The organism is Xenophilus arseniciresistens, assembly GCF_028023875.1.
Classification (GTDB): domain Bacteria; phylum Pseudomonadota; class Gammaproteobacteria; order Burkholderiales; family Burkholderiaceae_C; genus Xenophilus; species Xenophilus arseniciresistens.
The window spans coordinates 576902-589618 of the sequence record NZ_JAQIPB010000003.1 but is presented as its reverse complement, the minus strand read 5'-3'; the positions used below and the strand labels follow the sequence as shown (position 1 = coordinate 589618).

The 12717-nt window shown below is 68.3% G+C and carries 13 protein-coding genes; 12 read left to right on the top strand and 1 reads right to left on the bottom strand.

The window, feature by feature from the left end:
* Window positions 1-102: 102 nt before the first annotated feature.
* From PGB34_RS11385 to PGB34_RS11340, 10 genes are all read left to right on the top strand, one after another.
* Window positions 103-1284, top strand: a complete 1182-nt coding sequence (locus PGB34_RS11385; RefSeq protein WP_271428189.1) for an isovaleryl-CoA dehydrogenase — start codon at window positions 103-105, stop codon at window positions 1282-1284.
* A gap of 44 nt (window positions 1285-1328) precedes the next feature.
* Window positions 1329-2999, top strand: a complete 1671-nt coding sequence (locus tag PGB34_RS11380) for an AMP-binding protein (RefSeq protein ID WP_271428188.1) — start codon at window positions 1329-1331, stop codon at window positions 2997-2999.
* A gap of 63 nt (window positions 3000-3062) precedes the next feature.
* On the top strand, window positions 3063-4676 hold the full coding sequence (locus tag PGB34_RS11375) for a carboxyl transferase domain-containing protein (RefSeq protein WP_271428187.1): 1614 nt from the start codon (window positions 3063-3065) through the stop codon (window positions 4674-4676).
* A 41-nt stretch (window positions 4677-4717) separates the two neighbouring features.
* Window positions 4718-5032 carry a type II toxin-antitoxin system VapB family antitoxin gene (locus PGB34_RS11370; protein ID WP_271428186.1) on the top strand — a complete coding sequence of 105 codons (315 nt, stop codon included), beginning with the start codon at window positions 4718-4720 and terminating at the stop codon, window positions 5030-5032.
* Window positions 5029-5418: a type II toxin-antitoxin system VapC family toxin gene (vapC, locus tag PGB34_RS11365; RefSeq protein ID WP_271428185.1), complete on the top strand. Its 390-nt coding sequence runs from the start codon at window positions 5029-5031 to the stop codon at window positions 5416-5418. Before PGB34_RS11370 ends, vapC begins: the two co-directional genes overlap by 4 nt.
* A gap of 15 nt (window positions 5419-5433) precedes the next feature.
* On the top strand, window positions 5434-5949 hold the full coding sequence (locus PGB34_RS11360) for a DinB family protein (protein ID WP_271428184.1): 516 nt from the start codon (window positions 5434-5436) through the stop codon (window positions 5947-5949).
* The gene (locus PGB34_RS11355; RefSeq protein ID WP_271428183.1) at window positions 5946-6743 is read left to right on the top strand and encodes an enoyl-CoA hydratase/isomerase family protein; all 798 of its coding nucleotides are present in this window, start codon (window positions 5946-5948) and stop codon (window positions 6741-6743) included. Before PGB34_RS11360 ends, PGB34_RS11355 begins: the two co-directional genes overlap by 4 nt.
* Before the next feature lie 43 nt (window positions 6744-6786).
* Window positions 6787-7515, top strand: coding sequence for a DUF4126 domain-containing protein (locus PGB34_RS11350; RefSeq protein ID WP_271428182.1), 729 nt, complete (start codon window positions 6787-6789; stop codon window positions 7513-7515).
* A 16-nt stretch (window positions 7516-7531) separates the two neighbouring features.
* Window positions 7532-9571 (top strand): acetyl/propionyl/methylcrotonyl-CoA carboxylase subunit alpha, encoded by a 2040-nt coding sequence (locus PGB34_RS11345; protein WP_271428181.1) that lies wholly within the window; start codon window positions 7532-7534, stop codon window positions 9569-9571.
* Between the two features lie 32 nt (window positions 9572-9603).
* Complete coding sequence (locus tag PGB34_RS11340; RefSeq protein ID WP_271428180.1) at window positions 9604-10119, top strand: DUF1697 domain-containing protein; 516 nt, start codon at window positions 9604-9606, stop codon at window positions 10117-10119.
* A gap of 88 nt (window positions 10120-10207) precedes the next feature.
* Here PGB34_RS11340 and PGB34_RS11335 read toward each other — a convergent pair whose 3' ends face one another.
* Complete coding sequence (locus PGB34_RS11335; RefSeq protein WP_271428179.1) at window positions 10208-10615, bottom strand: iron chaperone; 408 nt, start codon at window positions 10613-10615, stop codon at window positions 10208-10210.
* Between the two features lie 130 nt (window positions 10616-10745).
* Here PGB34_RS11335 and PGB34_RS11330 point away from each other — a divergent pair, with 130 nt between their 5' ends.
* A complete protein-coding gene (locus PGB34_RS11330; RefSeq protein WP_271428178.1) occupies window positions 10746-11675 on the top strand; it encodes a DUF4349 domain-containing protein in 930 nt (309 codons plus the stop codon).
* 66 nt (window positions 11676-11741) lie between these two features.
* The gene (locus PGB34_RS11325) at window positions 11742-12662 is read left to right on the top strand and encodes a 2-hydroxyacid dehydrogenase (RefSeq protein ID WP_271428177.1); all 921 of its coding nucleotides are present in this window, start codon (window positions 11742-11744) and stop codon (window positions 12660-12662) included.
* Window positions 12663-12717: the final 55 nt, after the last annotated feature.

The following is a 12717-nucleotide window of genomic DNA, read 5'->3' as shown; positions in this document are numbered from 1 at the left end:
GTGGCGCCAAATGCGGGCAGGGCGGGCGTAAGCTGCGGGTCCTGGCCGGCCCTGACGGCTCGCCAACAGGCGCGACCCCAACCCCTGCGGAGACAAGAACCCATGGCCCACCACACCCTGCCCGGCCTCAATTTCGACCTGGGCGAGACCATCGATTCGCTGCGCGATGCCGTGGCCGATTTCTGCGCCCACGAGATTGCGCCGCGCGCGGCCGAGATCGACCGCGACAACCTCTTCCCGCACGACCTGTGGGCCAAGCTGGGCAGCCTGGGCCTGCACGGCATGACGGTGAAAGAGGAATACGGCGGCACCGAGCTGGGCTACCTGGCGCACATCGTGGCCATGGAAGAGGTCTCGCGTGCCTCTGCATCGGTGGGCCTGTCCTACGGCGCCCACTCCAACCTGTGCGTCAACCAGATCCACCGCAACGGCACCGAGGCGCAGAAGAAGAAGTACCTGCCCAAGCTGGTGAGCGGCGAGCACGTGGGCGCGCTGGCCATGAGCGAGCCCAACGCCGGCTCCGACGTGGTGAGCATGAAGCTCAAGGCCGAGAAGAAGGACGGCTGCTACGTGCTCAATGGCTCCAAGATGTGGATCACCAACGGCGGCGATGCCGACACGCTGGTCATCTACGCCAAGACCGAGCCGGAAATGGGCGCGCGCGGCATGACGGCCTTCATCGTCGAGAAGGGCTTCAAGGGCTTCTCGGCCGGCACCAAGCTCGACAAGCTGGGCATGCGCGGCTCCAACACCTTCCCGCTGTTCTTCGACAACTGCGAAGTGCCCGAAGAGAACATCCTGGGCGGCGAAGGCCAGGGCGCCAAGGTGCTGATGAGCGGGCTGGACTACGAGCGCGCGGTGCTTTCCGGCGGCCCGCTGGGCATCATGGCCGCCTGCATGGATGCGGTGATTCCGTACGTGCACGAGCGCAAGCAGTTCGGCCAGAGCATCGGCGAGTTCCAGCTCATGCAGGGCAAGATCGCCGACATGTACAGCACCTGGCAGGCTACCCGCGCCTACGTGTACGCCGTGGGCAAGGCCTGCGACCGCAACGACCACGCGCGCACTTTCCGCAAGGATGCGGCCGGCGCCATCCTGTACTCCGCCGAGAAGGCCACCTGGATGGCCGGCGAGGCGATCCAGACGCTGGGCGGCGTGGGCTACACCAAGGAATTCCCGGTGGAGCGTCTGTGGCGCGACGCCAAGCTGTACGAAATCGGCGCGGGCACCAGCGAGATTCGCCGCATGCTGATCGGGCGCGAGCTGTTCAACGAGACGGCTTGATTTTTTCTCCCAGAGGGAGAGGGGGCAAGATCAGGAGACAAGACATGACCGACAGCTACGCCCGCGGCGCCACCGAGCCCGCGCTGATCGAAGAAACCATCGGCGATTTCTTCGACGCCATGGTCGCGAAGCAGCCCGACGCGCTGGCCCTGGTCAGCCGCCATGAAGGCGTGCGCCGCAGCTACCGCGCGCTGCAGGCCGAGGCCACGCAACTGGCCAGCGCGCTGCTGGCCACGGGGCTGGTGCCGGGCGACCGCGTCGGCATCTGGTCGCACAACAACCTGGCCTGGGTGCTGATGCAGATCGCCACGGCCAAGGCCGGGCTGATCCTGGTCAACATCAACCCGGCCTACCGCACGGCCGAGGTGGAGTACGCGCTGAACAAGGTGGGCTGCAAGGCGCTGGTGACCATGCCGCGCTTCAAGACCAGCGAGTACCTGGCGATGCTGCGCGAACTGGGCGCGGCCAGGCTGCCGCAGCTGAAGAACGTCTGGTGGATCGACCGCGCCGAAGACGCGGACGAGGCCGGCTTCGACATTCCGCTGGCGCGCCTGTCTCAACTGCTGGCCAGCGGCAACGCGAATGACGCGCGCGTGGCCCAGGTGCAGCAGGGCCTGAAGGCCACCGACCCCATCAACATCCAGTTCACCAGCGGCACCACGGGCTTTCCCAAGGGCGCGACGCTGACGCACCGCAACATCCTGAACAACGGCTTCTTCATCGGCGAATGCATGAAGCTGGGGCCGCAGGACAAGCTGTGCATCCCGGTGCCCATGTACCACTGCTTCGGCATGGTGCTGGGCAACCTGGCCTGCCTCACGCATGGCAGCGCCATCGTGTATCCGAACGACGGCTTCGATCCGCTGCTCACGCTGGAGGCCGTGCAGGCCGAGCGCTGCACGGGCCTGCATGGCGTGCCCACCATGTTCATCGCAGAGCTGGACCACCCGCGCTTCGCCGAGTTCGACCTCTCCAGCCTGCGCACCGGCATCATGGCCGGCACGGCCTGCCCCATCGAGGTGATGAAGCGCGTGGTCAGCCAGATGCACCTGGGCGAGATCACCATCGCCTACGGCATGACCGAAACCAGCCCCGTGAGCTGCCAGAGCAGCACCGACACGCCGCTGGAGCGCCGCGTGTCCACCGTGGGCACGGTGCAGCCGCACCTGGAGGTGAAGGTCGTCGATCCCGAAAGCGGCGCCACCGTGCCGCGGGGCGAGCGCGGCGAGCTGTGCACGCGCGGCTATTCGGTGATGCATGGCTACTGGGGCGACGAAGCCAAGACCCGCGAGGCCATCGACGCCGAGGGCTGGATGCACACCGGCGACCTGGCCACCATGGACGCCGAGGGCTACGTCAACATCGTCGGCCGCATCAAGGACATGGTGATCCGCGGCGGCGAGAACATCTACCCGCGCGAGATCGAGGAGTTCCTCTACCGCCACCCCAAGGTGCAGGACGTGCAGGTGGTGGGCCTGCCCGACCGGAAGTACGGCGAGGAGCTGTGCGCCTGGGTCATCGCCAAGCCGGGCCAGCAGCTCACCGAAGAAGAGATCCGCGAGTTCTGCAAGGGCCAGATCGCGCACTACAAGGTGCCGAAGTACATCCGCTTCGTCACCGAGTTCCCGATGACGGTGACCGGCAAGATCCAGAAGTACCGCATCCGCGAACAGATGTCGGTTGAGCTGGGCCTGGTGGCCGAGCGCACGGCATGAGCCGCACGGCCGCACCGCTGCCGACGCCCCCTCGAAGAATTTTTTGAACAGGAAAGCGATGCCATGACGGCTTTGGCCACCCAACTCAATTCGCGATCGGCCGACTTCCAGGCCAATGCCAGCGCCATGCGCGCGCTGGTCGATGACCTGCAAACCCAGTTCGAGCGCGTGGCCCAGGGCGGCGGCGAGGCGGCGCGGGCCAAGCACACCGCGCGCGGCAAGCTGCTGCCGCGCGAGCGCGTGAACCAGCTGCTCGATGCGGGCACCCCCTTCCTCGAACTCTCGCCCCTGGCTGCGCACGGCATGTACGACGGCGCCGCGCCGGGCGCGGGCATCATCGCGGGCATCGGGCGGGTGAATGGGGTGGACTGCCTCATCGTCTGCAACGACGCCACGGTCAAGGGCGGCACCTACTACCCGATGACGGTCAAGAAGCACCTGCGCGCGCAGGAGATCGCACAGCAGAACCGCCTGCCCTGCATCTACCTGGTCGATTCGGGCGGCGCCAACCTGCCCAACCAGGACGAGGTCTTCCCCGACCGCGAGCACTTCGGCCGCATCTTCTACAACCAGGCCAACATGAGCGCCCAGGGCATCGCGCAGATCGCGGTGGTCATGGGCTCGTGCACGGCCGGCGGCGCCTACGTGCCGGCCATGAGCGACGAGTCCATCATCGTGAAGAACCAGGGCACCATCTTCCTGGGCGGCCCGCCGCTGGTGAAGGCGGCCACGGGCGAAGTGGTGACGGCCGAAGACCTGGGCGGCGGCGACGTGCACACGCGGCTGTCGGGCGTGGCCGACCACCTGGCGCAGAACGACCTGCACGCGCTGGCGCTGGCCCGCCAGGCGGTGGCCCATCTCAATGCCCGCAGCGCGCAGGCGCAGGCCCCTGCGGTGAATGCGCCGCGCGCCCCGCTCTTTGCGGCCGAGGAGCTCTATGGCGTGATCCCCACCGACACGCGCAAGCCCTTCGACGTGCGCGAGATCATCGCGCGCATCGTCGATGGCAGCGAGTTCCACGAATTCAAGGCCCGCTATGGCGCCACGCTGGTGTGCGGCTTCGCCGAGATCGAGGGCATGCCCGTGGGCATCGTGGCCAACAACGGCATCCTGTTTTCCGAATCGGCCCAGAAGGGCGCGCACTTCATCGAGCTGTGCGGCCAACGCAAGATCCCGCTGGTGTTCTTGCAGAACATCACCGGCTTCATGGTGGGCCGCAAGTACGAGAACGAAGGCATTGCCCGCCACGGCGCCAAGATGGTGACGGCCGTGGCCACGGCCAATGTGCCCAAGTTCACGGTCATCATCGGCGGCAGCTTCGGCGCGGGCAACTACGGCATGTGCGGCCGCGCCTACTCGCCGCGCTTCCTGTGGATGTGGCCCAACGCGCGCATCAGCGTGATGGGCGGCGAGCAGGCCGCCAGCGTGCTGGCCACCGTCAAGCGCGACGGCATCGAGGGCAAGGGCGGCCAGTGGAGCGCCGCCGAGGAAGAGGCCTTCAAGGCGCCCATCCGCCAGCAGTACGAAGACCAGGGCCACCCCTACTACGCCACCGCGCGGCTGTGGGACGACGGCATCATCGACCCGGCCGACACGCGCCGCGTGCTGGCGCTGGGCCTGGCGGTGGCGCGGCATGCGCCCATTCCGGAGCCGAAGTTCGGGGTGTTTCGCATGTGATGATGTGTATGATTTAAGAGTTTCATACACACGAAATTTCCATGCGCACCAACATCGTGATCGATGACAAGCTCATGGCCGCGGCCATGAAGGCAGGCGGCTTTGCCACCAAGAAGGAGGCGGTGGAGGAAGGGCTTCGCCTGCTGGCACGGCGCAAGGCGCACCAGGACCTTCTGGCCTTGGGGGGCAAGCTTCAATGGGCGGGCGACGACAGCGTGGACTGGAGGACGATCCCGGCAGACGAGTCGATCCCGGACGCGCCCGTGGCCGAGCGCAAGGTGTCCAAGGCCAAGCCGCGCATCGCAACCCATCGTGGCGACGCACACAAGAAGCCCCGCCGGAAGGCCGCCGCATGATGACCGCCGACTCCAGTGTCTGGATCGACCATTTCCGGGGCCAACTGACGCCTGCGGTGGAGCGCTTGCGCGGGGCGCTGCGAAGAGATGACGAAGTCATCCTCCTCGATCTCGTGCTGATGGAGGTTCTGCGCGGCTTTGTGCGCGATGCCGAATGGATGGCTGCGCGTAAGGCACTGGGTGGCCTGCCCGTGTTGCCCGCGGGCGGCAAGGCCGTCGCCCTGCGCGCCGCTGAGCTTTACCGCAGCCAGCGCCGGCGCGGTATCACCATCCGCAGCTCCATCGACCTGATGGTTGCCGCCTGGTGCCTCGAAACTGGCTGCCCGCTGTTGCAGGGCGACCGTGACTTTGATGGCATTGAAGGCCTACAGACATGGATGCACTAGCGCAATCAGCAGCTCATGACCCTGCCCGACTACTTCGCCGAACTCGCGCGCTACCACGCGTGGGCCACGCAGCGCCTGCTGATCGAGCACCTGGCGCTGCTGGACGACGCGCAGTGGTTCGGTGACTGCGGCCTGTTCTTCGGCTCGGTCCACGGCACCGTGAGCCACCTGCTGGTGACCGACGAGATCTGGTGGTCGCGCTTTGCGCTGGGCGAGTCGCCGCGCACCGCGCTCGACGCCCAGCCGCATGCGGCGCGCGCGCCGCTGGTCGCGGCCCTGCTCGCGGCCGTGCAGCGCTGGCAGCCCTGGGCCGCGACGCTCAGCGCCGCGCAACTGGGCGGTGAGCTGCACTACACGCGCGCCAACGGCGAGTCCATGCGCCTGCCCTTCACGCCCACCCTGGGCCATGTGTTCAACCACGCCACCCACCACCGGGGCCAGCTCACGGCCGCGCTCACCGCGCTCGGGCTGCAGGCCCCCGAGCTGGACTGGGTCAGGTTTTTGCAAATCCAAGGGAGAGTCACTCCATGACCGACTTCACCACCCTCGAGCTGGCCATCGACGGCCCCGTGGCTCGCATCTGGCTCAACCGGCCCGAGATGCGCAACGCCATCGACGACGTGTTCATCCGCGAGCTGGGCGAAGCCTTCGCGCTGGCCGAGGCCGCACCCGAGGTGCGCGCCGTGGTGCTGGGTGGGCGCGGCCCGGCCTTCTGCGCCGGCGCCAACCTCAACTGGATGAAGCAGGCGGCCGAGTACACCTACGAACAGAACCTGCTGGACGCCGCGGGCCTGCCGCGCATGCTGCGCACGCTGGAGCAAAGCCGCCTGCCGGTCATCGCGCGCATCCAGGGCGATGTGTACGCGGGCGGCATGGGGCTGGTGTCGGTGTGCGACGTGGCCATCACCGTGGACACGGCCCATTTCTGCCTCAGCGAAGTCAAGATCGGCCTGATCCCCGCCACCATCAGCCCCTACGTGCTGCGCGCCATGGGGCCGCGCGCGGCGCAGCGCTACTTCCTCACGGCCGAGCGTTTTGGCGCGGCCGACGCGCACCGCATCGGCTTCGTGCACGAGGTGGTGAGCGCCGATGCGCTGGACGCCAAGGTGGACGAAGTGGTCGCCAGCCTGCTGCTGGCCGCGCCCAACGCCGTGGGCCAGGCCAAGCGCTTGTGGCGCGACATGGTGGGCCAGCCCATCACCGAGGAGTTGAACCACGAGACCGTGGTTCGCATCGCGGCGCTGCGCGCGAGCGACGAAGGCCGCGAGGGCCTGAGGGCCTTCCTCGGCAAGCGCAAGCCGGGCTGGATCAAGCCAGGCGCATGAGCCGCCGCTGAGCCGGGCAAGCCCACACGCCGCATCGCCGACCATGATCGACGCCCTCATCCAGTGGCTGCATCGCCTGGGCCTGCACGCCGACCCCGCGCTGGCCGACGCCGCAAGCGCGGCTGGCCAGCAGGCCAGCCGGGCGCTGTCGGGCATGGACCTGCCCGCGCTGCTGGCGCTGGCCGGCGCGCTGGGCTGGGCCAGCGGGCTGCGGCTGTACGCGGTGGTCTTCCTGGTCGGCGCCATGGGTGCGGCCGACTGGATCGTGCTGCCCGGCGGCCTGCAGCTGCTGCAGCACCCGGTGGTGCTGGCCGTCAGCGGCTTCATGCTGGTGGTGGAGTTCTTCGCCGACAAGGTGCCCTGGTTCGACAGCCTGTGGGACTCGATCCACAGCGTGATCCGCATTCCCGGCGGCGCCCTGCTGGCGGCCGGCGTCTTCGGCGGCGACAGCGCGCTGTGGGGGCTGGTGGCCGGCCTGCTGGGCGGCTCGCTGGCGGCCACCGCCTTTGCCACCAAGGCCACCACGCGCGCGGTCATCAACACCTCGCCAGAGCCTTTTTCCAACTGGCTGGCCTCGCTGTTCGAAGACGGGCTGGTCGTGGGCCTGCTGTGGCTGGCCACCCAGCACCCCATGGCTTTCGGCGCGGCGCTGCTGTTGATGCTGCTGGTGTCGGTGCTGCTGCTGATCGTGCTGTGGAAGTTCCTGCGCGGGGTGCTGCGCAAGCTGCGTGCTTTTTTTGGAGGGGCCACGCCGGTGGCGCCACCTGCCTGAATCGAAGGAGACCGATATGTTCAAGAAGATCCTGATCGCCAACCGAGGCGAGATTGCCTGCCGTGTGGCCGCCACGGCGCGCCGCCTGGCCATTCGCACCGTGGCCGTGTATTCCGACGCCGACGCCCATGCCAACCATGTGCGCGCCTGCGATGAGTCGGTGCACCTGGGCGGCAGCGCGCCCAAGGACAGCTACCTGCGCTGGGAAAAGATCATCGCGGCCGCCAAGGCCACGGGCGCCCAGGCCGTCCACCCCGGCTACGGCTTCCTGAGCGAGAACGAGGACTTCGCCAAGGCCTGCGCCGAAGCGGGCCTGGTCTTCATCGGCCCGCCGGCCGAAGCGATCCTGGCCATGGGCCTGAAGGCCGAGTCCAAGCGCCTGATGGAAAAGGCCGGCGTGCCGCTGGTGCCGGGCTACCACGGTGCCGAGCAGGGCGCGCAGTTGCTGCAGCGCGAGGCCGACCGCATCGGCTACCCCGCGCTCATCAAGGCCAGCGCGGGCGGCGGCGGCAAGGGCATGCGCATCGTCGAAAAGAGCGAGGACTTCGCCGCCGCGCTGGCCAGCTGCCAGCGCGAGGCCATCAACAGCTTCGGCAGCGACGCCGTGCTGATCGAGAAGTACGTGCAGCGCCCGCGCCACATCGAGATCCAGGTGTTTGGCGACACGCACGGCAACTACGTCTACCTCTTCGAGCGCGACTGTTCGGTGCAGCGGCGCCACCAGAAGGTGCTGGAGGAGGCTCCTGCGCCCGGCATGCCCGAAGCCATGCGCCGGCAGATGGGCGAAGCCGCCGTGAACGCCGCGCGCGCCGTGAACTACGTGGGCGCGGGCACGGTGGAATTCATCGTCGAGCAGACCGGGGGCTATGACCAACCGGAAGCCATGAAGTTTTATTTCATGGAAATGAACACGCGGCTGCAGGTGGAACACCCCGTGACCGAAGCCATCACCGGCCTGGACCTGGTGGAGTGGCAGCTGCGCGTGGCGGCCGGCGAGCCGCTGCCGCTCGCGCAGGAGCAGTTGCAGATCCACGGCCACGCCATCGAGGCGCGCATCTGCGCCGAGAACCCCGACAACAATTTCCTGCCCGCCACCGGCACCCTGCAGGTCTATCGCAAGCCCGCGCAGCACTCGGCCTTCGAACGCAGCCCGGTGCGCGTGGACGACGGCGTGCGCCAGGGCGGCGAAATCTCGCCCTTCTACGACTCGATGATCGCCAAGCTCATCGTGCACGGCGCCACGCGCGCCGAGGCCCTGGCCCGGCTCGATGCCGCGCTGGCCGAGGTGCACATCGTGGGCGTGCAGACCAACGTGCAGTTCCTGCGCGGCGTGCTGGCCACCGAGTCCTTCGCGCAGGCCCGGCTGGACACCGCCCTGATCGAGCGCGAACGCGCCGTGCTTTTCGACCGCGAGCCGCTGGGCCTGCCGCTGGCCGTGGCCGCGGCCGTCACGCAGCAGATCCTGGGCGAATGGCCGCAGAGCCAGCGCAGCGGCCCGGCCACCGGCTTTGCGCGCCGCGACGGCTGGCGCGCGCTGGGCACCTACAGCCGGCCTTTTGCCTTCGAGTTCCATGGCGAGCCGGTCAACGCGCTGCTGCGCTATGAGGGCGATGGCGGCCTGCACCTGACGGTGGGCGAGGGCGACGCGGCCGTTGCCGGCCCGCTGGCCGTCGGCCAGTTCCCGGACGGCCGCATCGAACTCGCGTTCAACGGCGGTCGACACGCGCTGAACGTGTACCTGCTGCAGGAGCAGGCCCATGTCTTCGCGCCGCAAGGCGCCACGCGCATCACGCCCGTGGACCGTCTGGCCCATGCCGGCGACACGCAGGCCGAAGGCGGGCGCCTCACGGCGCCGATGCCCGGCAAGGTCGTGTCTTTCGCCGTCAAGGCCGGCGACAGCGTCACCAAGGGCCAGCCCCTGGCCGTGATGGAAGCCATGAAGATGGAGCACACCATCGCCGCACCAGCCGACGGCACCGTGCAGGAACTGCTCTATGCGCCGGGCGATCAGGTGACGGAAGGGGCGGAGCTGCTGCGTCTGGCGGCGGCGCAGTGACCGGCTGAGGCTGTTTTGGCGCACTCAAGCCCATGCCCCGCTACGTAGCCTTCCTGCGCGGTGTCAGCCCCATGAACGCCAAGATGCCCGAGCTCAAAAAGTGCTTTGAGTCGGCGGGTTTCGAGGATGTGCGCACGCTGCTGTCCAGCGGCAATGTGGCCTTCTCCTGCAGGGCCTCCAAAGAGCCGCTGCTGGCGCGCAAGGCAGAGGCTGCGATGCAGGCCCACCTCGGCAAGGCATTCGGCACCATCGTGCGATCTTCCAGGCATCTGCAGGCCCTGGTCGAGGCCGATCCGTTCAAGGCGTTCGGGCTTTCAGCTGCGGCCAAGCCGGTGGTGACCTTCCTGCCTGCGGCATTGGAATCCGTGCCCAAACTGCCCATCGAACTGGAAGGTGCGTGCATCCATGAGATGCGCGGGCTCGAGGTTCTTGTTTCCTACGTTCCGAACCAGAAAGGCCCCGTGTTCATGGCGCTGCTGGAGCGCACCTTCGGCAAGACCATCACCACGCGCACATTCGATACCGTGCGCAAGTGCGCGGCGGCATAGCGTGCCGAGCCTGAAGGTGCATGAAGCGGGCGTGCCCTTCAACGACGCCAGCGGCAAGCGCTTGCGCAGTTGGCTCCTTGCCCCCGCTTCACTTCTTCGCACCACCCCCCGGCACATCCTCCCCCGGCCAGAACGCGTCGTCCTTGCGTTCACTCACCAGCGCCACGCAGCGTTTGGCGATGCGCATGAGCAGTGCCTCGGGCAGGGGCTGGTCGTAGGGCAGGCGGAGGGTGCCCTTGGTGGTGGGCCATGACTGGAGTTCTTCCGCAAACTCGCGCATCGCGGCCGCTGGCGGAGCGAAGCTGGCATGGCCCTTGTGGGCCGAGAAGGCATACACGAAGCGCGGCTCGATGAAAAAAGGCTGGCCCCATTTGATGGCTTCCTGCGCGTCGGGTGCGGCCTTTCGCAGCAAGGCGTGCAACTCGCGCAGCAAGGGTTGGCCTTCGGCGGGCGCGGCGGCAATGTAGGCGGCGATGGTCTGCGGCTTGTCTGGCATGTCGGCAAGGCGGGCAATGGCGATTGCGCCATGCTAGAAGCGATTTCCCGGTTGCCCAACCCCATTTCGCTGCGAGCCCCGTATCAGCCAGACCCTTCCCGTAAATTCGAGCCATCAAGGAGTTCTGCGCATGACCATCCCTCGTCTTTCCATTGCAGCCCGCGCCCGTGCTGTGCCGCTGACCGCGCTGGCCCTGGCGCTGGTCTTGACTGGCTGCGACCGCGCCGCGCAGGCGCCCGAGGCCGACATGGCGCTGAAGGAGCAGGTGGTGGCCGAGGCCATGCCCGCGCCGGCACCGATGGCGCGCATGGCCGCGGCCGATGGGGCCGGCGGCGCCGCGCAGTCCGCTGCCGGGGTGCAGGACAGCCCCGAGGCCCAGCGCCACATCGCGGTGCGGCAGATGCTCACCGTCGAAAGCCCGGGCGAGCAACTGCCCGCGCTGTGGGAGAAAGTGCGCGCGCAATGCGCTGCGCTGCGCTGCGAACTGCTGCAGGCCTCGCTGCGGCAGCAGACGCCGCGCCAGCCGGCTGGCGCGAGCCTGTCGCTGCGCGTGGCGCCCGAAGACGTGGACAAGCTGCTGGGCGCGCTGCAGGGCGGCGGCCTTGTCGTGCAGCAAGACAGCAGCAGCGAAGACCTCACGGCGCAGGTGATCGACGTGCAGGCGCACATCCGCAACCGCACCGAGTTCCGCGACAGCCTGCGGGCGCTGCTGGCGCGTGCGGACGGGCAGCGCGCGCTCAAGGACGTGCTGGAGATCCAGCGCACGCTCACGCAGACCCAGTCCGAGCTGGACAGCCATGCCGCGCAGCTCAAAGCCTTGCAGTCGCGCACGCGCATGCAGCAGATCGACATCGAGTTCCGCGCCGAGCAGCGCATGGTGAGCGGGGGCGGCGACAACCCCATCGCGCGGGCCTGGGCGCAGGCGGGTGAGACCCTGGCGGAAAGCGCGGCGGCGGTGATCAGCTTCGTGGCCGCGGCCCTGCCCTGGCTGCCCGTGCTGCTGCTGCCGCTGTGGGGCCTGCGTGTGATGTGGCGCCGCAAGAAGGCGCGGCAGGGCTGACAATTCCGCGCATCCCTTTTCTTTGTTGTTGTTGTTGTTCGTGAATCTGCTTGAAGGAGCCCCGCTGTGCGCATTGCCGTCTGCCTGACCGACACCAAAGCCGAACCCTGGGTCCAGGGCCTGCAGGCCGCCCTGCCCGAGGCCGAGGTCTTCGTCTGGTCGGCCGGTGCGCCGCAGGCCGACCATGCGGTGGTGTGGGCGCCGCCGCAGCAGCTGGTCGACGAACAGCCGCAGCTCAGGACGCTGTTCAACATCGGTGCCGGCGTGGACGCGATCATGAAGCTGCGCTTGCCGCCCTCGCTGCAGGTGGTGCGGCTGGACGATGCGGGCATGTCGGTGCAGATGGCCGAATACGTGTGCCATGCGCTGATCCGGCACTTCCGCGAGTTCGACGTGTACGAGGCCGAGGCGCGCGAGGGCCGCTGGGTCTATCGCAAGCCGCAGGCGCGCGCCGACTTTCCGGTGGGCATCATGGGCCTGGGCGTGCTGGGGCAGCGCGTGGCCCGCGCCGTGCAGCAGTTCGACTTTCCGGTGCTGGGATGGAGCCGCTCGCGCAAGGAGATGGACGGCGTGCGCTGCTTCGCGGGCGAGGCGCGGCTGGGCGACTTTCTGGTCAATACGCGCGTGCTGGTCAACCTGCTGCCGCTGACCGAGGCCACGCGCGGCATCCTCAACAGGACCACCTTGGGCGCGCTCAAGCGCGGCGGCTACCTGATCCACATCGCGCGCGGCGGCCATCTGGTGGAGGAAGACCTGATCCCTCTGCTGGACAGCGGCCAGTTGGCCGGCGCCACGCTGGACGTGTTCCAGCAGGAGCCGCTGCCCGCCGGGCATCCCTTCTGGCACCACCCGAAGATCAGCGTCACGCCGCATGCCTCGGCGCGCACCTTGCGCAGCGAATCCATCGCGCAGATCAGCAACAAGATCCGCGCGCTGCAGCGTGGCGAGGCTGTGGCCGGCGTGGTTGACCCCGAACGCGGCTACTGAAAAAAGGGCAGTTCAAAACACAGCGGCCCGGCTGCCTTTGCTCAAGGCAGCCGGG